Source organism: Lederbergia sp. NSJ-179 (assembly GCF_022867885.1).
Taxonomy (GTDB): domain Bacteria; phylum Bacillota; class Bacilli; order Bacillales; family Bacillaceae_C; genus Lederbergia.
On sequence record NZ_JALIFP010000037.1, the window covers coordinates 1 to 23,358 of the forward strand.

The 23,358-nt window shown below is 38.8% G+C and carries 26 protein-coding genes; 1 reads left to right on the forward strand and 25 read right to left on the reverse strand.

The genetic code is table 11. The annotated features are described in order from the left end of the window. Nucleotides 1-287: 287 nt before the first annotated feature. The 15 genes from MUB24_RS18895 to metG form a co-directional block, all read right to left on the reverse strand. Nucleotides 288-428, reverse strand: a complete 141-nt coding sequence (locus MUB24_RS18895) for a hypothetical protein (protein WP_244706849.1) — start codon at nt 426-428, stop codon at nt 288-290. Between the two features lie 296 nt (nt 429-724). Next, the gene (locus tag MUB24_RS18900; protein WP_244706851.1) at nt 725-1,684 is read right to left on the reverse strand and encodes a ribose-phosphate diphosphokinase; all 960 of its coding nucleotides are present in this window, start codon (nt 1,682-1,684) and stop codon (nt 725-727) included. 13 nt (nt 1,685-1,697) lie between these two features. Then, nucleotides 1,698-3,071: a bifunctional UDP-N-acetylglucosamine diphosphorylase/glucosamine-1-phosphate N-acetyltransferase GlmU gene (glmU, locus tag MUB24_RS18905; RefSeq protein WP_244706853.1), complete on the reverse strand. Its 1,374-nt coding sequence runs from the start codon at nt 3,069-3,071 to the stop codon at nt 1,698-1,700. Nucleotides 3,072-3,348: 277 nt separating this feature from the next. Continuing rightward, nucleotides 3,349-3,642 (reverse strand): septation regulator SpoVG, encoded by a 294-nt coding sequence (gene spoVG / locus MUB24_RS18910; RefSeq protein ID WP_244706855.1) that lies wholly within the window; start codon nt 3,640-3,642, stop codon nt 3,349-3,351. Between the two features lie 143 nt (nt 3,643-3,785). After that, on the reverse strand, nt 3,786-4,160 hold the full coding sequence (locus MUB24_RS18915; protein ID WP_244706857.1) for a RidA family protein: 375 nt from the start codon (nt 4,158-4,160) through the stop codon (nt 3,786-3,788). Nucleotides 4,161-4,377: 217 nt separating this feature from the next. Beyond that, nucleotides 4,378-5,211: a pur operon repressor gene (gene purR / locus MUB24_RS18920; RefSeq protein ID WP_244706859.1), complete on the reverse strand. Its 834-nt coding sequence runs from the start codon at nt 5,209-5,211 to the stop codon at nt 4,378-4,380. A 92-nt stretch (nt 5,212-5,303) separates the two neighbouring features. Continuing rightward, on the reverse strand, nt 5,304-6,158 hold the full coding sequence (gene ispE, locus MUB24_RS18925) for a 4-(cytidine 5'-diphospho)-2-C-methyl-D-erythritol kinase (protein WP_244706861.1): 855 nt from the start codon (nt 6,156-6,158) through the stop codon (nt 5,304-5,306). 296 nt (nt 6,159-6,454) lie between these two features. After that, on the reverse strand, nt 6,455-6,640 hold the full coding sequence (locus MUB24_RS18930; protein ID WP_244706863.1) for a small, acid-soluble spore protein, alpha/beta type: 186 nt from the start codon (nt 6,638-6,640) through the stop codon (nt 6,455-6,457). Between the two features lie 254 nt (nt 6,641-6,894). After that, complete coding sequence (gene veg, locus MUB24_RS18935) at nt 6,895-7,164, reverse strand: biofilm formation stimulator Veg (RefSeq protein ID WP_244706864.1); 270 nt, start codon at nt 7,162-7,164, stop codon at nt 6,895-6,897. A 274-nt stretch (nt 7,165-7,438) separates the two neighbouring features. Further along, a complete protein-coding gene (yabG, locus tag MUB24_RS18940; RefSeq protein ID WP_244706923.1) occupies nt 7,439-8,296 on the reverse strand; it encodes a sporulation peptidase YabG in 858 nt (285 codons plus the stop codon). Nucleotides 8,297-8,387: 91 nt separating this feature from the next. Beyond that, entirely contained in the window at nt 8,388-9,269 is an 882-nt protein-coding gene (gene rsmA / locus MUB24_RS18945) for a 16S rRNA (adenine(1518)-N(6)/adenine(1519)-N(6))-dimethyltransferase RsmA (RefSeq protein WP_244706866.1), read from the reverse strand. Then, nucleotides 9,269-9,826, reverse strand: coding sequence for a ribonuclease M5 (gene rnmV / locus MUB24_RS18950; RefSeq protein ID WP_244706868.1), 558 nt, complete (start codon nt 9,824-9,826; stop codon nt 9,269-9,271). The genes rsmA and rnmV overlap by 1 nt, the downstream gene beginning before the upstream one ends. Before the next feature lie 479 nt (nt 9,827-10,305). Continuing rightward, nucleotides 10,306-11,571 (reverse strand): resuscitation-promoting factor, encoded by a 1,266-nt coding sequence (locus MUB24_RS18955; RefSeq protein ID WP_244706871.1) that lies wholly within the window; start codon nt 11,569-11,571, stop codon nt 10,306-10,308. 266 nt (nt 11,572-11,837) lie between these two features. Beyond that, the gene (locus MUB24_RS18960) at nt 11,838-12,605 is read right to left on the reverse strand and encodes a TatD family hydrolase (protein ID WP_244706872.1); all 768 of its coding nucleotides are present in this window, start codon (nt 12,603-12,605) and stop codon (nt 11,838-11,840) included. Between the two features lie 175 nt (nt 12,606-12,780). Then, nucleotides 12,781-14,742 carry a methionine--tRNA ligase gene (gene metG / locus MUB24_RS18965; protein WP_244706874.1) on the reverse strand — a complete coding sequence of 654 codons (1,962 nt, stop codon included), beginning with the start codon at nt 14,740-14,742 and terminating at the stop codon, nt 12,781-12,783. Between the two features lie 263 nt (nt 14,743-15,005). Between metG and MUB24_RS18970 the strand changes: the two genes are divergently transcribed. After that, the gene (locus MUB24_RS18970) at nt 15,006-15,284 is read left to right on the forward strand and encodes an AbrB/MazE/SpoVT family DNA-binding domain-containing protein (protein WP_280517071.1); all 279 of its coding nucleotides are present in this window, start codon (nt 15,006-15,008) and stop codon (nt 15,282-15,284) included. Between the two features lie 94 nt (nt 15,285-15,378). Here the strand turns inward: MUB24_RS18970 and MUB24_RS18975 are convergent, their stop codons facing one another. The 10 genes from MUB24_RS18975 to MUB24_RS19020 all read right to left on the reverse strand — a co-directional run bounded on the left by MUB24_RS18975 (nt 15,379) and on the right by MUB24_RS19020 (nt 23,358). Beyond that, nucleotides 15,379-15,852, reverse strand: coding sequence for an S-ribosylhomocysteine lyase (locus MUB24_RS18975; protein WP_244706878.1), 474 nt, complete (start codon nt 15,850-15,852; stop codon nt 15,379-15,381). 15 nt (nt 15,853-15,867) lie between these two features. After that, nucleotides 15,868-16,752, reverse strand: coding sequence for a 16S rRNA (cytidine(1402)-2'-O)-methyltransferase (gene rsmI, locus MUB24_RS18980; protein WP_244706880.1), 885 nt, complete (start codon nt 16,750-16,752; stop codon nt 15,868-15,870). Further along, nucleotides 16,715-17,020 carry a GIY-YIG nuclease family protein gene (locus tag MUB24_RS18985; RefSeq protein ID WP_244706882.1) on the reverse strand — a complete coding sequence of 102 codons (306 nt, stop codon included), beginning with the start codon at nt 17,018-17,020 and terminating at the stop codon, nt 16,715-16,717. Before MUB24_RS18985 ends, rsmI begins: the two co-directional genes overlap by 38 nt. Then, a complete protein-coding gene (locus MUB24_RS18990) occupies nt 17,004-17,750 on the reverse strand; it encodes a tRNA1(Val) (adenine(37)-N6)-methyltransferase (protein WP_244706884.1) in 747 nt (248 codons plus the stop codon). Before MUB24_RS18990 ends, MUB24_RS18985 begins: the two co-directional genes overlap by 17 nt. Nucleotides 17,751-17,848: 98 nt before the next feature. Beyond that, on the reverse strand, nt 17,849-18,214 hold the full coding sequence (yabA, locus tag MUB24_RS18995; protein WP_244706886.1) for a DNA replication initiation control protein YabA: 366 nt from the start codon (nt 18,212-18,214) through the stop codon (nt 17,849-17,851). Between the two features lie 16 nt (nt 18,215-18,230). After that, complete coding sequence (locus MUB24_RS19000) at nt 18,231-19,055, reverse strand: PSP1 domain-containing protein (RefSeq protein ID WP_244706888.1); 825 nt, start codon at nt 19,053-19,055, stop codon at nt 18,231-18,233. Then, nucleotides 19,048-20,049: a DNA polymerase III subunit delta' gene (gene holB / locus MUB24_RS19005; RefSeq protein WP_244706890.1), complete on the reverse strand. Its 1,002-nt coding sequence runs from the start codon at nt 20,047-20,049 to the stop codon at nt 19,048-19,050. Before holB ends, MUB24_RS19000 begins: the two co-directional genes overlap by 8 nt. A gap of 435 nt (nt 20,050-20,484) precedes the next feature. Beyond that, the gene (locus MUB24_RS19010; RefSeq protein ID WP_244706892.1) at nt 20,485-20,814 is read right to left on the reverse strand and encodes a cyclic-di-AMP receptor; all 330 of its coding nucleotides are present in this window, start codon (nt 20,812-20,814) and stop codon (nt 20,485-20,487) included. Nucleotides 20,815-20,919: 105 nt separating this feature from the next. Then, nucleotides 20,920-21,555, reverse strand: a complete 636-nt coding sequence (gene tmk / locus MUB24_RS19015; protein WP_244706894.1) for a dTMP kinase — start codon at nt 21,553-21,555, stop codon at nt 20,920-20,922. Between the two features lie 333 nt (nt 21,556-21,888). Further along, nucleotides 21,889-23,358 (reverse strand): aminotransferase class I/II-fold pyridoxal phosphate-dependent enzyme, encoded by a 1,470-nt coding sequence (locus MUB24_RS19020; protein WP_244706925.1) that lies wholly within the window; start codon nt 23,356-23,358, stop codon nt 21,889-21,891.

Below are 23,358 nucleotides of genomic sequence, written 5' to 3' on the forward strand. Positions count from 1 at the left end.
CATATGTAAAGACATTTAAAATTAAAAAAGAAAAAATAAATCCAATAGTAACACCTATAATTGAGGCGCTGGAGCTGGCTCTCAACGCTAGCCAATTTTTATACTTTCTTACCTTTTAAGAAAAGCGCAAGGCGCCCGTTTAGCGACGTACAAACTTTTTAGGGGCCTGACGAGATAAAGGAAACACGATGAACCCGAAGGGTGAATCGATGTTGACTTACGCAAGCAGGCACCGAAAGTTTGCTAGTCGCTGGGCGCTGGAGCTAGATCCAAACAATAGACAATTTTTATGCTTTCTTACCTTTGAAAAATACTTGCTTTTCTTGCCCATATAATTCTTCAATCAATTCCTGTGCATGTGGAATTAATTTTTCCCCCATAAGCAAAGTCCCATCAAGATCAAAGAAATAATATTGATAATGTTTCATCCGCATCCGCTCCCCTTACATTTTTACCTCAAAGCATACAAAAAAGCCTAATTGAATAAAGGATCAGCTCAATAATCTGGCTACCTTTTCGTTCAATTAGGGTTGTCTCATTAGTCTCCACCCAGATGATTGATCATTTCGGTCATTTTTATAGATGCTTTGTCATTTATAATTAGTATTCCTGAATCCATTTTCAATGTCAACTATTTTTTAAGTGTTATAAATAACAGTAGACAAATAAAGGATGAAAATCATCAAATGAGATTTTCATCCTTTCTTAAATTAATTTTATACAATCAATCAAACAATGTACTAACAGAAAGATTTTCATGTACTCGAATAATCGCTTCACTTAACAAAGTAGCAACAGAAAGTTCCTTTATCTTATCAATTTTCTTTTCCTCTGGTAGGGCAATCGAATTCGTGATCACCAATTCCTTAATATTGGAGTTCTCAATTCTTTCAATAGCTGGACCTGAGAGCACAGGATGGGTACAACAAGCATATACTTCTTTTGCCCCGTTTTCAGCTAGCGCCTTTGCAGCTAATGTGATTGTGCCAGCCGTATCAATAATATCATCGATTAAGATTGCGACCTTTCCATCTACATTTCCGACAATATTCATTATTTCTGCGACATTTGGACGCGGGCGACGTTTATCAATAATGGCAATCGGTGCTTTTAGGCGATCCGCAAGTTTCCTAGCCCGTGTCACACCACCATGATCAGGAGAAACAATCACAATCTCATCTTTTGAATAATTTTTTGCTTTAAAGTAGTCACCTAAGATGGGGACACCCATTAAATGATCGATCGGAATATCGAAAAAACCTTGAATTTGCGGTGCATGTAAATCAAGGGTAATCAGACGGGTTGCTCCTGCTGTTTCAATCAAATTTGCAACTAATTTGGCTGTAATTGGCTCACGTGCTCTTGCTTTTCGGTCTTGTCTAGCATAACCATAGTAAGGTAATACAATATTAATCGTTTTAGCGGAAGCTCGCTTTAATGCGTCAATCATAATTAAAAGCTCCATCAAGTTATGATTGACAGGGGAACTTGTCGATTGTACAACATACACATCACAACCACGAATACTCTCTTCAATATTAATCTGAATTTCGCCGTCACTAAAATTATTTACCGAACATTTCCCCAGTTCTGACCCAACAATACTGGCAATTTCCTGTGCTAAAGCACGATTCGAATTCAACGAAAAGATTTTCAAACTTGGGTCAAGATATTGATTTGACATTTTAAGCCTCCAATTATTTATCCAAATTTAGTTTCTTGACATAGTCTTCTTTATTTATCTGCCGGGCGCGTGCAATCGATAGAGCCTTTTCAGGTACATCTTCCGTAATCGTTGAACCTGCTGCAATATAGGAATTCTTTTTAATGGTTACAGGGGCTACAAGATTAGAATTACAGCCAACAAAAACATCATCCTCAATTTTCGTTTGTGCTTTATGTTTTCCGTCATAATTGACTGTAATGGATCCACAACCCAAATTGACATTAGATCCAACCTCTGCATCCCCAATATAGCTTAAATGAGAGGCTTTGCTTCCCTGACCAAAATCGACTTTTTTAAGCTCCACAAAGTTGCCGATTTTTACTTCATCATGAATGGTTGATTGTGGTCGAATATGGGCGTAAGGCCCAATATTAACGCGTGAGCCAATCGAACTATCATGAACAACCGATTGGCGGATGTTTGTTTCTGACCCTACCACAGCATTTTCTAATTCACTATGTGGACCAATATGACAATCATCTCCAATGATCGTCTTTCCTTTAAGGAAAGATCCTGGATAAATAATCGTATCCATTCCAATTTCCACATCTGTATCAATATACGTATTATCAGGATCGATGATTGTCACACCATTTGCCATATGTCTTTCGTTGATTTTTGCTCTCATAATCTTTTCCGCCTGCGCAAGAGCAATACGGTCATTGATTCCTATTGTTTCACTGAAATTATCTGTTTGAAAAGCTGTAACTGTATCATTCTTGGCTTTCAAAATTTCTATGACATCTGTTAAGTAATATTCACCTTGGGAATTTTCATTGGAGACTTCTTCAAGTGCCTCAAATAATGCAAGATTATCAAAACAGTACATCCCTGTATTGATTTCCTTAACCTTTTTCTCTTCTTCACTGGCATCTTTATGTTCCACAATTTTTTCAACATGACCCGCTGCATTACGTATCACTCGGCCATAGCCAGTGGGGTTTTCGGCATAGGCTGTTAAAATGGTTGCTTTTGCCTGTTTTTGCAAATGGTCTTCATATAAAGCCTCTAGAGTTTCCGTACTAATAAGAGGAGTATCCCCACATATCACAAAAGTCGTCCCATTTTTCCCTTTTAATAATGCTTTGGCTTGCATGACAGCATGGGCTGTCCCTAGTTGTTTTTCTTGGATAACAAACTCGCTTCTATCTTTTAACTGTGCCTTAACCTGTTCTGCTCCATGTCCAACAACCGTTATGGTTTTACTGACTTGAAGCTTAGTAATATTATGAATGATATGTTCTACCATCGGTTTCCCGCAAACTGGATGAAGTACTTTATAAAATTTTGATTTCATACGGGTTCCGAGTCCCGCTGCAAGAATAACAGCAAATTTATTCGCCATATACGGCCCTCCAATAACCTTTTTCCATTAATGAATATATCTTATCTATTGTTTTTTTTCAAGAAATCTACTGATTTCCTGTAAAAAGATGAGACAATATGTTTAGTATAAACTTCATCGGAAAAATAAGAAAGGGATCAATAGAGAGAGGGCAAAATTGGAAAAATGTTTGATCCTGTTTGAATGACGGGGAACTTCCATCACAACCTATGCTAGGCGCAACAAAAAAAGACCCTACTTGCTTGAAAGCAGGGTCCCCCAATCAAAATTTATCCGTTTAAGATGCGCCAGCTTCTTCCAATTCCGGCTCTCCTACTCCTCCTAAACGATGGTATTCGGCCAAAACAGCATCCTGGATTTTGCTGCGAGTGTTCGAATTGATTGGATGAGCAATATCGCGAAATTCTCCATCTGGAGTGCGTTTGCTTGGCATTGCCACAAATAACCCGTTGTTACCGTCAATGACACGTATGTCATGTACAACAAATTCTTCATCAAGAGTGATGGATGCAATCGCTCTCATTCTACCTTCTGTGTTCACGCGGCGTAATCTCACATCGGTTACTTCCATTGTGCTCACCACCTTCTTCTCCCAAGATCGACATAAATATGTATTCCACATAATTTGTAAATCTCCTTCTTTATATCATAAATTTTTTTAAAATTTGTAAACTTGTTATTAAAGAAGGAAAGAGGGAGAAAAAGGGATAGAACTTACTGCACCGCGGCAATCACTTCAATTTCTAGTAATACGTCCTTTGGTAGTCTCGCTACTTCTACACAAGAACGGGCTGGTTTATGGGTTGAAAAATAGCTACCATATACCTCATTGATGGTGGAAAAATCATCCATATTTTTAATGAAGACCGTTGTTTTCACAACCGTTTCAAAAGAGGCACCTGCTTCTTCCAACACAGCTTGCAGATTGCGAAATACTTGATGGGCTTGTTCAACGACACCACCAGAAATAATTTCTCCTTCAGGAGTCAAAGGAATTTGTCCTGAACTATAAAACATCTGATTCACGATTACTCCTTGTGAATAGGGACCTATGGCTGCTGGTGCTTGATTCGTGGATATAATTTTCATATTTTCTTTACTCCCTTTCCTATTATCACTATAGAATAGATTACGCTTTTATAATCAAACAGGCAAAATTTTTCCACCCTGTCTTCCTATAAGTGCGTGTTCAAAAAGGAGGATAAAAAGGACCAAGAAGTTCGAGGCGGCTTAGCTTTGAGCAGCGGAAAAGCAAGCCAACGAAGAAATTCGCAGTGTCATTTTTACCGGACTTTTTGAACATCCTCTATAAAAAATCAACTTGGTCTGAGAAATAATTGCCCTTTGTCACAGTGATCTTTCTTTCTTTTACATCAACATTGGTCAATTTGGCGAGGGAGATATAATCATTGACCAATCTTTCTTCTTGATATTCAGATTCTACTAAAACACCGATTCCTGCTACCGTTGCATGAAATTCTCTTAACAGCTCAACCATCCCATTTATGGTTCCGCCTGCTTTCATAAAATCATCGACAATTAAAACGCGAGAACCTTCTTTCAAGCTTCGTTTTGATAATGACATCATTTGAATCCGTTTAGAAGATCCAGAAACATAATTAATACTAACAGTTGATCCCTCTGTCACCTTATTATCTCTTCGAACAATAACAAAAGGGACGTTTAAATGATGAGCAACAGCCTGGGCAATTGGAATTCCTTTTGTTGCGACAGTCATGACAACATCAATATTTAAATCAGATACAGCCGAGGCCATCAATTTTCCCACTTCATTTAAAATTTGCGAATCCCCTAATAAATCCGTCATATATAGATAGCCTCCAGGGAGTAAACGCTCTGGATCTGCAATCAATTCACATAAATGCTGAATAAATTCTTCTGCTTCCTTTTGATTAACCTTTGGAATATATTTAACTCCACCTGCCGCCCCTGAAACAGTCTGAAGCGTCCCAATCCCCCTATTTTCAAATGTTTCTTTAATAATCACTAAATCTTCACTTATGGAAGATTTTGCAGACTGGTAAATAGTAGAAAAATGAGTTAATGAAACAAGTTCACGTGGGTGATTCATTAAATAATAAGTCATATCTACAAGACGCTCGCTACGACGGAATTTCATTCTTTAACCTCCTGTACAATCGAAATGCGAATATTAATATAGTTAATATACATGATTGTACGGATATAAACAAGACATACCCGATCTAGTCACTAATGTCCTAACAGTCTCACAGCAAACACTTGACTACAAAATCCCCTTAAGCCATTGTAAACCCGATGAAGCCTTGAGTCATGCTGAACGAGTCCAAAAACGGTAGGACCACTTCCGCTCATTAATACAGCATCGGCTCCAAACTTTTCCATTTGTTCTTTAATTAGCGCTACTTCCGGATACATATTCAATGTTACTTCCTCAAGTGCATTTCCCAAATGATTGCAAATTCCCTCATAGGACTGTCCCAGTAAAGCCTGAATCATGGCTTCTGTGTTTGGATGAGTAATCTTATTCATATTCACATTTTTATATATTTCTGCTGTGGACACACCTATTTCCGGTTTGGCTAAAATTACCCAACAATTGGGAGGTGCAGGCAGTGGCGAAATTTTTTCGCCCCGTCCCTGCGCAAGGGCTGTTCCCCCGTGTACACAAAAGGAAACATCTGAACCAATTTCCGATCCTATCCTGGCTAATTCATCTGTCGATAGATGGAGCCCCCAAATTTTATTCAGGCCTTTAAGAGTGGCGGCTGCATCACTACTACCACCTGCTAATCCAGCAGCTACAGGAATCATCTTATCAATCGAAATTTTGACACCCTGTTGAATCTGATATTTTTGTTTTAATAAGTTTGCGGCTTGGTAAGCCAAATTCCTTTGATCATCTGGTACAAAGCGACTTTGTGAAGTGACTTCGATTCGATCCTCTTCTAAAAGGACTAACTCTAAACGATCAGCCAAATCAATGGTTGTCATCACCATCTCTATTTCATGATACCCATCTGGCCGTTTACCCAGAATATCAAGGGATAAATTAATTTTTGCTGGTGCTTTTACCAACAGTCGCATGCAATTCACCTGCTTATTTTCCCGTCTATTTATTCAAAGCTTATATTATAGAGGAGGCCTGCAGGACGCAGGTCACAAAGGCGTGGCGATGATTGTCGCGAATGTAACCTTTGATCCTTACTTTTTGAACATCCTTTAAGCGTTATGAATAAAATAAATGATACCAAATTGTAACGTAGGACGCTAGATACACTTTATTTTAACATGAAAAGAAAGGATTCATAAAATAAAAATAAAAGCCGAAGCACAAGGCTCCGGCTGCGGGAAATTGATTTTTGTTTCCAGGTTGGTTCATATCATGAGTTATCAGGTTTATTAGAAAGTTGTTGTTCTGCAATTTCAATGGCTCTTTTAACCATATTCCCTGCATCTCTGGCTTTTATTCCGCCCCAGCCTTCCTTTTGGACAACATCATAAAACCCCAGTTCTTTTGCCAACTCTTCTTTCATCTGATCAGACATGATCCCTCTTCTACGACCCAAAACAAACTCCTCCTTTACCCGCCTTATTAGTGTAAGCGAAAGCAAGGATTTTATCCTTTCGCATAAAATATGTATGATTTTATTAATTTTTGAGGTGTATAAGCGTGTGTGCATTTTTTGAGACTTCTGCCGCATTCTTGCTCACAACCAAATGTTCATTGTGACCGTTTTAAGCCTTCGCCCCCGTTTCTGTGCCCCCAAAAAACAAGTGGAAAAACGCTGCAAAACGCACAAAAGCAGTAAACTGTATTAGTTTACTGCTGTCCTAGTGCTAAATTTCCCGCTGTATCCTCAAAAAATGTTAGTTCAACTGTTTCAGTAAGTACATCTGCATAGCTATAGGAAACACGTTCAAATGCATTTTCCTCTTGATCTAATTCGATGACAAAAACCGATGGATAAGTTTCTGCCAAAACCCCAGAACGTTCAATCGTCTTTCTGCGGCCTCCATTGGCTTTTAACATTAATCTCCTACCTAAATTCGAATCAAGAGATCGTTTAATGCTTGCTAATGTTTTTGGCATTGGCTCCACCTCACTAATGTTTATTATAACACAGGATGGAAAAATGGTCAAATAAATCATTAATTTTAACAGTCTTCACATAAATTTGTCAATACTTTTTTTTCTACAACATCGCCCATTTTCCTACATTTATTAGTATGGACTCATTCTTTGATATTATGTATCGCTTGTTTCGCACACTTTAAAAGAAAATTAGGCAAACTTGGGATCTAGCTAGGCTAGCGCCAGGGTAGATCCAATTGTTCGCTAGCCTTTTCTATATTTCTCAGGGGTTTTATTCATCTACCGGTTTATAAGGCATTCCTGTTCGTAATACACCCTTGGTTTCTATTCCTCCCAAACCTTTTTCTCCTGTTAATGTATTGCGCAATACATCCCAAACATTAATTCTCTCCATAAAGGGAGTGAAGCAAATTCTGGCGACAATATAGACTGGATCCAATGCATGAATATTGACTCGTTGCGGTGAGCTAGCAAAGTTTGCACCAGCATGGATGAGCGATTCAAAATGAGATTGACATGCCCCAGCAAAAATAACTAATTGGTCGAGATTTTGTACTTTTTTTCGCGCTTCTTTCACTGTTTCGACAAAAAATTTCGAATGTCGATAGGCATTTAAATCAATTTTTTTTCCTTTCGTTTTTGAATAGGCATCATGTCCGGTAATGACGAGGATATCTGGCCGATAATAATCCAATAATTCTCCTATGCGATAAGGCATTTCTTTTTCATGACAATGAATACCATAAACAGTTACCCCTAATTTTTCATATAAACTAAGGCATTTCTCCAAATAGCTGCGATCACCATCAAGATGTAAAACCCGTCCGGATAATTGAAAATACTCAAATTCCTGCCGATATCCTTGTGTGGCTTTAAATTCCTGTTCATGCATTAATAAATCTAAATCCTGACGGAATAATTCCAATGATTGATTTTCAAGTGAACGCACGGCTGTAAACCTTTTTTGTCGGTCCGTTTCACTAATGGGAAGAAGATCTTCGATCGGCGCATCTGCGATCAACCGATAATCCTCCCCCCGTAAAATAGCTATTTTTTTTCCTTTCACCTCAATAATTTCCGTCAGCCTAAATAAGACATCACAACGATAAGATAGACGGCCCACAATCATATTGACTTCTACCACAGTCGTCAACTCCAAAATTAAGCATTCGTTATCTATTAGGCTATGCATGGCGAGCATGCCCTGTGCATAGCACGAATCATGATTTGGGATTGAAAGACACCCATAAGCAATCACTTAATTTTCCAAATTCCTCAATCGAAAGAGTCTCACCACGTCTTTTAGGGTCAATATTTGTTTTATGTAAGACCTCAAGGATTAATTCCTTTTTTTCCTTTCCAAATCCATTGGACAAGTTATTTAAAAGCGTTTTCCGTCTCTGTGCAAAGGATTTACGGATAATGTCAAAAAAGAATACCTCATTTAAAACTTGAACAACTGGCCGCTCTCTCGTTCGTAAACGAATAACAGCAGAATCAACATTCGGTTGGGGCATGAACACTGTTTTGGGGACAATCATCACTGTTTCAGGTATTGTATAATATTGGATCGCAATCGACAGAGAACCATATTCCTTTGTTCCGGGTCCTGCCGCAATCCGATCAGCCACTTCTTTTTGAAGCATGACAACCATGCCGCGTAAAGGAAGACGTTCTTCCAACAGCTTCATGATAATGGGCGTTGTCACATAATAAGGAAGATTGGCAACAACCATAATATCTTGTATATCATGAAGCTTTTCCGTTATAAGAGCTTTTAAATCGGCCTTTAATACATCTTGATGTAGAATCTCTACATTGGGATATGGAGACAAGGTATCTTCCAAAATAGGGAGAAGACGTCCATCTATTTCAAAGGCCAACACCTTTTGACAAGACTTGGCTAAATGCTCTGTCAATGCCCCGATCCCCGGACCAATTTCTATCGCTCCTGATGTCTTCGTTAAGCCTGCTGCATCCGTAATATTACGCAAAATATTGGGATCAATTAAAAAATTTTGACCTAAACTCTTTTTAAATAAAAAACCATACTTATTTAAAATTTCCTTCGTCCTTATCGGAGTAGCAATATCCTTTTGCATTATGTACACTCCTCTTGCAAAATCTTTTCTAGTGCTAATTCAAATTCCTGTTTGGAAATTTGGAACATCCTTAATCGTTTATGCAGTTGTTTTCCATTTGTATAGCCAATTTTTAATAATTGACCCATTCTTTCTCTTCGTTCTCTGGATTTCGGTTCACCAATTAAACCAGCATCGATTAAATCATCTTTCGTAATGATCTCTGGATGCGACTCCAACATTGGCTGTGCCTCTTTTAATGCCTCTTGAATCACTTCGACAGAGGCATGCTCAACGCCAAGTCCCTTCCCATTATGGGCTATTGCCTTCTGTTTATCAATAAAGGCATGTTTACAGCCCGGCACCTGCTCAGAAATGATTTTTCTTATTTTCTCACCCGGATAATCAGGATCTGTGAGCACAATTACGCCTCTCACCTTTTGAGCATGCTTGATCTTTTCAATCGTCTCTTGGGAAACCGCAGATCCATTTGTTTCAATTGTATCCGCATCGACTGATTTATGAATGGCACGTGTATCATCTTTACCTTCCACAACAATAATTTCTTTTATTTTCATTTTTCCTCCAAAAAAGTGAAACATTTTTGATTTTCATACGTCTAATATAGTGAGATAGTTTTCCCCTATCTTCCTGACGATTATCTTTTGTATCATGCCAGTGGGACAAAAGGTAGTCGTCCTTTTTGAATACGCATTGTTCATAAATTATAACGTTCCTTTTAAGAAAAGCGCAAGCGCCCGTTTAGCGACGTACAAACTTTTTAGGGGCCTGACGAGATAAAGGAAACACGATGAACCCGAAGGGTGAATCGATGTTGACTTACGCAAGCAGGCACCGAAAGTTTGCTAGTCGCTGGGCGCTGGAGCTAGATCCAACATTAGCCAAAATTTATACTTTCCTATCCTGTAAGAAAAGCGCAAGGCGCCCGCCTATCGGCTGAAGCTAGATCCTAACACTAGCTTTTATCCGCTCCTATCTTGTAAAAAGAACAAAGAAAGAGCAGAGAATATCATCCTCTGCCCATTCCATTCACTATTTAATTCAAGACACGTACTTTTACATTTTTTCTTCCAAAACGATAAGCTTGGTCTTTGCTGGGTACAAATACGTCAATACGATTTCCTTTAATAGCTCCGCCTGTATCGCCAGCAACCGCATATCCATACCCTTCTACCCATACTTTTGATCCAAGGGGTATGACGTTTGGATCTACAGCAATAACCTTCGAGCCAGGATTTGCTTTTAAATTGATCCCCGTCGCTGTAACACCTGAGCAACCGTTACAACTAGCTGTATAAGCCGTAGCGCTCATCGTAATTTCGTTACCACCTTCTGGAGCTGAAGAGGACTCGCCGGAAGAGTTTGAACTTGAGTTTGAGCTTTTGCTTGCTGTTGTTGTTAGCGTCTTCCCACGCGATACTTGGGCAACCATCACTTTGGTTCCAACAGCAACCACTTTATCTTGACTATCATTAACCGTTTCTTCAGCAATAAGTTCACGGTCTACTTCTTTTCCATTTTCCTTTGTGACTTCATATTCTTTTTTCAGTAGGCCCTCTTTTCCTTCTTGAATGACTTTTTCAGTTCCTTTCATCATGCTGGAGTCCTTTTTCGTGACGAGGGCATAATCAATCGGTTCTTCCACTACATCGGTGACCTTTTCAACGCGAATCACTTTGACTGTTGCCTTTGGTTCCACGTCATCTTTCAGATTTGGTTCAACACGATCCAAATCACCTAGTTTAATATCTTGTTGTTTTAAAAAGTCAGCGACCGTAGTCGAAGTGGACCAAACCTTCTTTTCCTTCTCTCCATCTTGAAGGGTAAGGGGAAAAGCACGTTCAATATTTAATACTAAACGATCTTTTATCGCATCTTGCAATGAGAAATCAATTTTATCATAATCATTGATTTCAATTTCTTCTTCATCCAGAAAATCCTTTACAGTTTTAGCCGTTGTCCAGTGTACAGATTCCTCATCATCTATTTTTACAGCAACCTGCAGGGCCTTTTCCCAAACAATATTTAAGTGATTTTTTACAGCCGTATCAGGAGTATGAGATAGGTAATCTGTATCCTTCACCGGAATCTCCAGCTCGTTTAAGACATCCCCTACTGTGCTTGCATGAGTTTTCACTGTCATTTGTTCTCCGTCTATCGTAAGGGCCACCGTTTTCTTTGTCCCTTCATAGGTAAGTACACTCAAAGTAGCGGAAAAAACTATGAAACTAGCAACCATAACGCCTAATTTCTTTCGTGTCATTGATGAAAAAAACGATCTTTTTTCAGGTGTGGTGTTCATCAAAACACTCCTCCTTCTTCTTCGAGAATTTACACATAAAGAAATATGATTGTCAACCTCTTTCTCTGCCAAGGGTAAAACCTATTATGCATAGATAGATTTGAAAATGAAAGAGAAAGTTATCGACAATTTCCTTTATGGAAGAGGCAAAGTTTGTAGAATAAATGTTTTTTATGCGCCCGATTTACAGATAGACGACGTCCTCATGCCTTCACCGTTCTGGCCCGCGTCCTGCAGGCCTCTATTGTTTTTAGCATCAAATTTTATCATTCAATGCCGAATAATTTTTTGGCATTGGCGGTTGTTTGTTGAGCAACTTCTTGTAAACTTATGCCTTTTAACTCTGCAATTTGCTCTGCCACCAATTTTACATAGGCAGGCTCATTTCTTTTCCCTCTGTAAGGATGAGGGGCCAAATACGGGCAATCCGTTTCAACCAATAAACGATCCATTGGTACTTGAATGGCTACTTCTTTTGGTTTTTTGGCGTTTTTAAATGTGACAGGCCCACCGAGGGAAATATAAAAATTCATATCCAAACATTTTTTCGCAATTTCAGGGCTTCCACTAAAGCAATGCATAATTCCGCCCACTTGCTCTGCTTTTTCTTCTCTTAAAATGGTGACAACATCTTCAGTTGCCTCCCGATTATGAATGATAATCGGTAAGTTCACTTTTTTGGCCAACCTAATTTGCTTGCGAAATACTTCCTTTTGCACTTCTTTTGGTGATTTGTCCCAATGATAGTCCAAGCCCATTTCCCCAAGGGCTACAACCTTAGGATGTGTGGCAAGTTCTTCAAGCCAAGCAAGATCTTCATCTTGCATATCAATCGCATCAACAGGATGCCAACCAACGCTTGCATACGTATTATCATAAAAATCGACAATCTTTAGCGCCTTTTCTATCGTTGGGCGGTCAAATCCCACTACAACCATATACTGAACTCCAGCCGTTTTGGCTCGCTCCATCGTTGCTTCCAGATCTTCTCCAAATTGTTCATCGTTTACATGACAATGTGTATCAAATAACATGACTAAAACTCCTTTATAGAGTATACTCCAAAATTTCATAACATTTATCTCATGCAATTAACATTTACATTACAAAAAAAGAACATAGGGAGATAGAGCAAAAAAAGTAGCTTTTCGCCTATAACTCTCTATGTTATTGTGTTTCGGAAATTTCCCGTTCCAGAAAATATTACAATTAGTTTACAATTGCGCCATTTTCAAGGGACTGATCCACTGAGACAAGCGCCAATTTCCCATTTTTCTCCCCCGCTAAAATCATGCCTTGTGATAATTCCCCTCGCAATTTTACCGGTTTAAGGTTGGCCACTACAATCACCTTTTGTCCAACTAGATCTTCTGGTTGATAATGTTCGGCAATCCCTGAAACAACCTGACGAGTCTCGTATCCAAGGTTAAGCTGAAGTTTTAATAATTTATTTGCCTTTTTAACCGGTTCACAGGCAACCACTTCAGCCACTCTTAGTTCAATCTTTTTAAAATCATCGATGGTTACCTCAGGTAAGTGTGGTTCTTCTTTCTCTTGTTCCTTTTCATCCGTTGGGTCCGAATCTCCCTGCATCTTCGTTTTAATATAGCTAATTTCCTCTTCCATATCTAAGCGTGGAAAAATAGGCTCCCCTTTCTTTACAACCATTGTCCCTTCAGGTATTTGGCCAAATTCTGCCAAGCTGTCCCAAGAGGTGACAAGCTCGTCTGTCATATTTAACTGGCTAAATATTTTCTTAGGCGTTTGCGTTAAGAAAGGCTTCAGTAAAATTGCGACTCTTCTCAATGTATCGACTAAATGAACCATTACACTGGCTAATTCATTTCTTTTCTCTTCTGTTTTTGCAAGTAACCAAGGTTCTGTTTCATCTATATATTTATTGGTCCGACTAATTAATTGCCAGACAGCGGATAAGGCAATCGAAAATTCCATTTTTTCCATCGCTTCTTCATACTTTTGCACGGTTATTTCATTAACCGTTCGTAGACTGTCATCAAAAGGGGTAACAGAACCTTTATAACTAGGAATAACACCATCGAAATATTTATTAATCATTGCAATGGTTCGATTCAATAAATTACCAAGGTCATTTGCTAAATCAAAATTAATACGTTCCACAAAGCCTTCTGGTGTAAAAACGCCATCTGCACCAAAAGGAACTTCTCTTAATAAATAATAACGAAGAGCATCTAATCCATATCGATCAATTAATGTAACAGGATCTACGACATTTCCTTTGGATTTCGACATTTTTCCATCTTTCATCAAAAGCCAACCATGCGCAAAGACCTTCTTAGGCAATGGCAAATCAAGCGCCATCAACATAATCGGCCAATAAATTGTATGAAAACGAACAATTTCCTTTCCAACAAGATGAACATCTGCTGGCCAGTACTTCTGATATTTTAAGTCCTCATCTGTTCCATAACCAAGCGCAGTAATATAATTGGTCAGTGCATCAATCCAAACATAGATCACATGTTTCGGATCGCCCGGCACTTTGATACCCCAATCAAAGGTCGTCCGAGAAACAGCTAAATCTTCTAATCCTGGTTTAATGAAATTATTTATCATTTCGTTTTTTCGTGATTCAGGTTGGATAAAATGAGGTTTTTTTTCATAATACGCCAAAAGTCGATCCACATATTTGCTCATTTTAAAGAAATATGATTCTTCTTTTACCTTTTCAACTGGTCGTCCACAATCTGGGCAATTTCCATGATCCAATTGACGCTCTGTGAAAAAGGATTCACAAGGGGTACAATACCAACCTTCATACACATCAAGATAGATATCACCTTGGTCAAGTAATTGTTGAAAGATCTTTTCAACGACATTTTTATGACGTGTTTCGGTTGTACGAATAAAATCGTCAAAAGAAATATCAAGTTTTCCCCATAACTCCTTTATCCCTTTGACAATATCATCCACATATTCCTGTGGTGAAACGCCTATTTCCTTTGCTTTCCGCTGAATTTTTTGCCCATGTTCATCTGTCCCTGTTAAATACATTACATCATAACCACGAAGCCTTTTATAACGAGCCATTGCATCACCAGCCACAGTTGTGTATGCATGACCTATATGTAAATGACCACTTGGGTAATAAATAGGGGTGGTAATATAAAAAGTGTTTGCTCTTCCTTCCAATTCCGTCGCCTCCATCACTTTCCTAGCAAAATTCTACTTTGTTTCAAGGCTATCCTTTGCATCTTAACCTTTTCTATCTTCAAAATATACGTGAAAATGGCTTTTTCTGCAACTTTCGAAAATCCACCTCTTTCAATCATCCTATTTCCATTTGACTATTCGGAAGATAATTGGTATGATAAAAGTAACGTTTTTTACCTGTTGTTAAGTATAAAAGTCCTGATTTTAGTAAATTCATCTATAGCCTTTCAGGGGGAATGAAAATGAAATATACAGGTATTGTCAGAAAAGTGGATGAGCTTGGGCGTATCGTCATCCCAATTGAACTCCGCCGTAATTTAGATATTGATGTTAGAGACTCACTCGAAATCTATGTTGATCATGACCGTATTATCCTGAAAAAGTATAAACCAAGTATGTCCTGTGAAATAACAGGCACGGTTTCAGATGAAAATAAAACCTTTGCAGGTGGAAAACTCGTTCTTAGCCCTGAAGGAGCAAAATTACTGATAGAGGAACTCGAAAATGCTTTCAAGAAATAACTTAATCCTAGATAGATAACGACACCACCAAAATAGGCGGTGTCGTTTTTTTATGGAGAAAAAATGGTTCGTCTTTACCTACGTAAGTCCTGTATCACTCTTCCCCAAACACTTCTGTCCATTCCTTACGATGTGAAAGCATATTTCTCGCAAGTTGCTTCGCACCTTCTAGACTATGGCTTGCTGCCCAGCCACATTGGACTTCATTGCATGCTGGTACTTCTGTAGCTTCTAATACATCTTTTAGAGTGTTTTCAACAAGCTGTAAAACCTCTTCATATTGATCATGATTCACCAGTGATAAATAAAATCCCGTTTGGCAACCCATTGGACTAACATCCACGATTTGATCAGAATGATTGCGGCTAAATTCTGCCATCATATGTTCTAACGAATGAAGTGCTGGCATTTCCATATGCTCCTTATTAGGCTGACAAAAGCGGAGATCATATTTATGAATTACGTCCCCATTCGCTCCTTCAACGATTCCTGCCAATCGGATATAAGGTGCCTTCACTTTTGTATGATCCAAATTAAAACTTTCGACATTCATTTTCTTCTCACTCATCTTTTTTCCTCTCCCTTACTTTGATTCCTCAATATGATAAGCTTGGTATACTTCTCGCTTAGCCATTTGGCGATCCTTGGCCGTTTGCTTAATCGCTTCTTTTGAGGATAAGCCTTTTTCGTCTATATAATATTGTACATGACTTTTCATATCGATTGTACCCCACCAAGACTCTTCCATCTCTTCTGGCTGTTCCAGACCTGGTTCTAAAATCAAACAAAATTCCCCACGAATTTCCCCTTGTTCCGCCCAATCAATTGCTTCATCCAATGTCCCCCTTAAGAATTCCTCGAATTTTTTCGTTAACTCTCGACATAAAACAAGATGACGATTTCCAAAGGATTCTTTCATATATTTCAATGTTTCTTTTAATCGATGGGGCGCTTCATAAAAAATAATCGCCCCAGTTTGTTTTTCCAACCGTTCCAATTCTGCCTTTTTTTCCCTTTTCCCCCTTGGCAAAAACCCATAGAAATAAAAAGGCTGAGGTTTGATTCCTGAAGCAATGAGAGCAGTAATTGCTGCATTCGCACCAGGCAACGGAACAACAGATATATGAGCCTCTACAGCTTGATACACGAGCTCATATCCGGGGTCAGAGATACAAGGGGTGCCTGCATCACTTACTAAAGCGATATTTTGCCCAGCTTCCAGCTTCTTCAATAATTCTTTTCCACTTGCTTCCTTATTATGTTCATGATAGCTAACCAATCCAGTAGATATATCATAATAATGGCATAATTTTTTCGTATTACGTGTATCTTCAGCCGCGATCACATCCACTTCTTTTAAAATTCGAACGGCTCGAAAAGTCATATCTTCTAAATTTCCAATTGGTGTGGGGACTAAATACAAAGTTCCCTTATTTGTTCCTTTTGAAAAACTCTTCTGAGCTTGCACTCCCTTCACCATCCATTTCCGTTAAAAACTCTTCCTTTTCCTGGCGTGTTAGCTGCTTAAAAGCATATTCTGCACGCATGGCTGCGCTTTTTTGACCATATTTGGCGGTATAAATCATTTTAACAGGCCTTCTCGCTCTTGTGTATTTCGCACCTTTCCCACTATTATGTTGCTCGAGCCTTCGTTCAATATCAATCGTATATCCACCGTAATAGGAACCATCTCGACATTCCAATACATAAAAGTAGTGATTATTTTCCACTTCCATATAACAAATCTCTCACTTCTTCGGTATATTCATTTTGGTGATCATAGACAAAAAGCGGGGGCAGAACTTTGAGTCCAGGACGGCTATCTTTGATCCCTTCCACTAAGATGGTGTTCGCTTCTTTTCCTTCTTTAGGGTAAACAAATCGCAGTCTTTTGGGTTCAAGGCGATAGCTTCTCATATAAGTAATTAAATCCATTAATCTTTCCGGACGATGAACAAAGGAAGCTTTTCCACCTTGTTTAAGGAGCTGGCTACTACATTTTACGACATCCTCTAAAGTACAATAAATTTCATGGCGTGCAATGGCTAAATGTTCGTTTTGATTTCGTATTTCTGGTGATTGTGATGGAAAATAAGGAGGATTACAAGTAACTAGGTCAAATTGGTTAAAACCTAAGAACGTAGGCATCGCCTTTAAATCACCATGTATCATGTGAATTTTGGAATCCAATTGATTATAGGAAATACTTCTTTTTGCCATATCATATAAACGTTCTTGAATCTCAACGCCCGTAATTGCCGCTTTTGTCCGGTTGCTGAGTAATAGAGGAACCACCCCGTTTCCACTACACAGGTCGATAATTTTCCCCTTTTGAATCGGCAAATAAGTAAAGCGAGAAAGTAAAACTGCATCAAGTGAAAAGGCAAACACAGAAGGACTTTGAATAATTCGTAAATCCTCTGCCAGTAAATAATCTAAGCGTTCATCTTGTAATAATTCAACCATTGTTGTTTTCCCCTACTTCCTAATAAGCTTACTAGCTTATCCCCCTTATCAAAGAGCCCTCCCCATAAAGGAGAGGGCTTGGACATGTATGTGGCCTATTATTTTTTATTTAGGAAAGATAAGCAAAATAAACAATCTTCATCCCGACGGGGACTACCGAAGTGAATATTGCAAATATGGAAGCCTTCTTGATAGATTCTGGCGAGGTTATCATATCCTTCACCGATTTCAGATATTTTATCATAGACCGTTTTTCCCGGATTATCCTCACGTTCTCTAGGGCTAGAAGATTTTGGGGGCTCCCCTTCCATAGCTTTTCGCAAATGATCATTCTCTATTTTTAAGGCATGGTTTTCTTCAATTAAATGGGCTAAATATTGTTTAAGTTCCCCTAATTGTTGGTATAACTCCCCAATCTGCATTTCCATGCTACTGACAGAGTCAAATAACTCCTTTTTATCCATACACTTTTTCACCCCATTATTCCGTGGCCGGGATAGATGATGAGCCCTTCTTAATTTCTTCCAAAGAATACTCCAATTTTCGTTCCTGTCCAAACAAATCTATTTGAATTAAACGTTCTAAAATATTTAATCCTGTTACTTTGCCAGGCCCATCTGGAGTTTTGATGGTTTCACCGATATCAGGCAATTCAGCTTTTGCAACTTCATATTCATCATTTTCATATTTTAGACAACACATCAATCTTCCGCAAAGTCCAGATATTTTCGATGGATTTAAAGAAAGATTTTGATCTTTGGCCATTTTTATGGAGACTGGCTCAAAATCCCCTAAAAAAGTCGAACAACAAAGCATACGGCCACATGGACCAATTCCACCTAACATTTTCGCTTCATCTCTGACCCCAATTTGTCTGAGTTCTATTCTCGTTTTAAAAATAGCAGCCAAATCTTTTACCAAATCGCGGAAATCAATTCTACCGTCTGCCGTAAAATAAAAGATTACTTTATTGCGGTCAAACGTAAATTCAACATCCACCAACTTCATGGCTAAACGATGTTCCGCAATTTTCTCATTGCAAATATGATGGGCCGTTTCAGCTTCCAGCCTATTTTCTTCCACACTCATCTGATCTTTTTGATCAGCAAGTCGAATCACCTTTTTTAAAGGCAAGACAACATCATGTTCACTTACTTGTCTTTGGTCTGTTACAACTTTACCATATTCGACTCCTCGAGTTGTCTCGACAATTACATAGTCATTCTTGGCAATCGATAACTCTCCTGGATCGAAATAATATATTTTACCGGCCTTTTTAAACCGGACACCAATCACATTATACAAAAGAAGCTCCCTCCTGCAATTTTAACATCAACTGTTCCATTAACAGTTGAGGATTAATGTTTGCATGTAGCATTTGTTTGGCTTCCAATATTGCCGTCATTTGTTCTGACAGTCTCCCTGCAGAAATTCGGAAAGCATCTGCTTCAAACTTCTTCCGTTGGTCAGGATAAATGAGTTGCTCTTCTTTCCCCAATTGTATATAAAGTATATCCTTATAGATAAATAATAATAGATCCAGCCCTATTTCCATTTGCGCTCTTTCTTTAAAATGACCGTTCCATTCACTTTGTAATGCAGTCATCGCATACAATGGACTTTGCTTTAGGACTTCATATAATTTTAACACTATATTTCGTGCTCGTGCAAACCAATCATCCTGTTCTAAATGAAGCGCTTCCTGTATTTGATTGGTCACCGCCGATAATAATGGTGCTTTTGTTGGATGAATCCCCATCTCTATTAGCTTTTCGGTCATCACTTTAGTGGGAAGAGATTTAAATGAAACTATTTGGCAACGAGAAATAATCGTCGGCAAAATACGCTGTGGCTGTTCTGTTAAGAGAATCGCCGTTGTTTGTAAGTGGGGCTCTTCTAAAAATTTCAATAAACTATTAGCTGCAGAAATCGTCATTTTTTCCGCATCCACGATGATATAAAACTTCTTTTTTGATTCTAATCCGGTTTTATTAAATTCCGCTCGCAATGAACGAATTTGATCGATCTTGATCGATAGACCTTCCGGTTCAACGATATGAACATCGGGATGATTCCCATTCTTAATTCTTTTACAATTCGAGCACTGTTCACACGGAACCCCATGGTTTTGAATGTCAGAACAGAAAAGGCTTTGAGCGACCAACATACTTGCTGCCCGCTTACCTGTTCCATGTTCCCCCTCAAATAAATAAGCATGGGCGACACGATTTTTCTGGATACTGCTTGTTAATACCTTTGCAGCCAAAGGCTGTGCTTGTTCAAATTCTGGCCAGTTCATTTCAACCACTCACTTGCATAAAATGATCGTTCATTATTTATTTTTCAAAGTATATTCACGATGACCTTCCTTGTCCACTAAAAGAAAAGTCAGGAACGGCGTTACGATTGTCGTCACAACTTAGCCGTTCATCCGCTCTCGGGGCTTTTGCCTTTCTTTGTCCAGCTACAGCGCCCAGCGACTAGCAAACTTTCGGTTTCTTCCTACGATAAGGAAACATCGGTTCGTCCTTCGTCCTCACCGTGTTTCCTTTATCTCGTCAGAACCCTAAAAAGTTTGTACGTCGCTAAACAGGCGCTTTTGCTTTTCTTTGTCCAGCTCCGGGCGGTAGGGGCTCGAGGTCAAATAACCCTGAACCGATGAAGGGAAAATTCGCCCTTCTTCGGTTCAGGAACATTTGCTTGTCGCCCCTAAACAACCGCCCTCCGCTTTTCTTTAAAACTGATGGAATTGGTCTATTGGTAGGACAAATACGGTGGCTCCACCAACTGAGACTTCTACTGGATAAGGGATATAGGAATCCGCGTTTCCTCCCATTGGTGAAATAGGAGCCATTAACTGATCACGAGATTTACAGTTATCCCGAATAATTTGTAAACATTTATTAACTCTCACATCTTCTACACCAATCATGAATGTTGTGTTACCCGATTTTAAAAAGCCGCCTGTTGTTGCCAATTTTGTCGATCTAAAATTATTATCTACTAAAGCACGCATTAATCGATTGCTATCCTGGTCTTGTACAACAGCCATTATCAGTTTCATCGGCATGCACCCCTTCATTCATTATTATACTGATATTTTCCTATCCTTATTATATCACTATCATCTTAGGTTATAAAAATATTTTAAAGAATAATTTGAAAATAGTTACTCATTCCGATCAATACGTTTATTTATGATCTCCATTGTATTGGAGAACACTCGATTTATCGGTAGAGACGCATCTATTTCCATTATTCTATCGGGGAATCTTTCTACTAGTTGTTTATATCCTTGCCTGACCTTTCGATGAAAATCCAATTGTTCTAAATCAAGACGGTTCACTTCCCGCTTTTGATTGGTTTCAATTCTTTTCAAACCTTGCTCAGGTTCTATATCGAAATAGATGGTTTGATCTGGCATTACTTCCTGAATGGCAAACTGATTAATGGAAAATACTTCTTCCAATCCTAAACCTCTTGCATACCCTTGATAAGCAAGGGAGCTATCAATAAATCGATCGCATAACACGATCGCTCCACGGCGAATCCCTGGAATGACTTTCTCTACTAAATGTTGTCTCCTTGCTGCTGCATATAATAAAGCCTCTGTTCTGGCGTCCATTGTCAGATTTTCTGGATTCAAAATAATACGGCGAATCTGTTCAGAGATCGGAATCCCGCCAGGTTCTCTCGTCAAAATAACATCCATTCCCCTTGATTCTAATTCCTGTGCTACTTTTTTGATGATCGTTGTTTTGCCAGCCCCTTCAGGACCCTCTATTGTGATAAATACCCCTTGCATAGTAACCTCCAAAAAGCTGTTTTCTACAGTCAGTATACCATTGTCTGCTCCTTTTTTACATTTTCACCTGATGACGGTTTTTAAAATCGTAAAATGGGGAGCTCTTCTATTCCACGTTGGGCGATTGAAGCATCTAAAAGCGACTTTCGACCATTTAACCTTAACTTCGGACCAATAAACGCTGAGTTTGGACCAATTAGCATTGACTTTCGACCATTTAACGCTCAGTTTGGACCAATTAGAGGCAGACTTTGCACTATTAACAGTAAATTCGAGCATTGTATGCGAATTTTAACGCGACTAGCACAACCTTTATCAAAAATCAAACTAATTTTACATAGAAAAAACAGCTAGCTTTCCTTGTTTAAGGTTTTCCGTTCCTCCTTGAAATCTTGCACCTATCTTTATAAGCTGCTTTAATTGTTGCACATGTGTGATCGTTATTTTTTCTCCTGCTAAAATCAAAGGAATTCCCGGAGGATAAGGAGTAATCATCTGAGAGGCGACCTTCCCTACGGATTCATCCATATCCACCCATTGATCATCCAAATCTTCCATTTTTTTATAGGAAAGCGCTAATGTTGTGATAGCGATGCTTTCTTGTGATATTATATTTTGCATGGGCTGATTTCGTGCCTGACCACCCGCCCAAGACAAAGATTGTAATTGTCGAAAAGCCTGATCATAAGGATAAACCATTCCGCTTTTTACTAAAGGAAAAATGAGCAAAATCTGTCTAGGATCGGCTAGTTCAGGATAAACCCCAGCTTGTTCAAATTTGGCTTGCAGTTCATATCCGGATAAGGAAGAATGACGAACCGTGATTTTAAGAGGATCTTTACTTCGGATTACTTGAATATTTGGAAGTTGCTTTACTTTTTCGATAAATTCCTGACTTTGCCGAAGCGAGAATGTCAAATCTTCCGTCGAAACATGCGCCAGATAATGACGCGCTAAATCTAAGGATGCCATAATCAGATAGGAAGGACTGCTAGATTGAAGCGTCTTTAAGTACTTCTCTACTTTTTTCAGAGGGACACGATCACTATTGATATGTAAATAAGAACCCATTGTCAAAGCTGGTAGAGTTTTATGAGCGGATTGAGTCACAATATCTGCGCCCAATTGAAGCGCTGATTGGGGAAAGGGATGGCCTAAAGCAAAATGGGCACCATGCGCTTCATCAACCAAAACAAGAGAATGATGTTGATGAACCACATCAATAATCGCCTGAAAATCATACGTTTGTCCATAATAATCCGGATACGTAAAAATACAGGCACGAATAGTAGGATATTGCTGAAATGCCTTTTCTACCATCTGCAGCTTGATCTCTGTTGCCCCATTCTCCCTAATGTCCGGCGCAATAAAGATCGGATCTAGCTTCGCCATTATCAAACCATGTAAAATCGATTGATGACAATTACGCTGCACTAAAACAAGATCCCCTTCTTGGCAACAAGCTAGAATCATAGCCAGGTTCCCTACGGTTGTTCCATTGACAAGAAAGTAACTTTTTTTCGTTTGATAAAAATCAGCTAGTAATCTTTGAGCCTCCGCAATCACCTCTTGTGGATCATGTAAATCATCTAATCCCGTTAATTCGGTCAGATCCAACTGCGCTAATTGTGCATACGCGGGATCCATTCCTTCATATAAAAATCCATTTTTATGTCCAGGAACATGGAAGGAAATCGGGTTTGTTTTTTTATGTTGAATTAAACGCTCATACATTGGCATCTGATCTTGATCCACTTGTGACACCTCACTTTTATTTTCCCTCATTATACTATGCTTAATCAT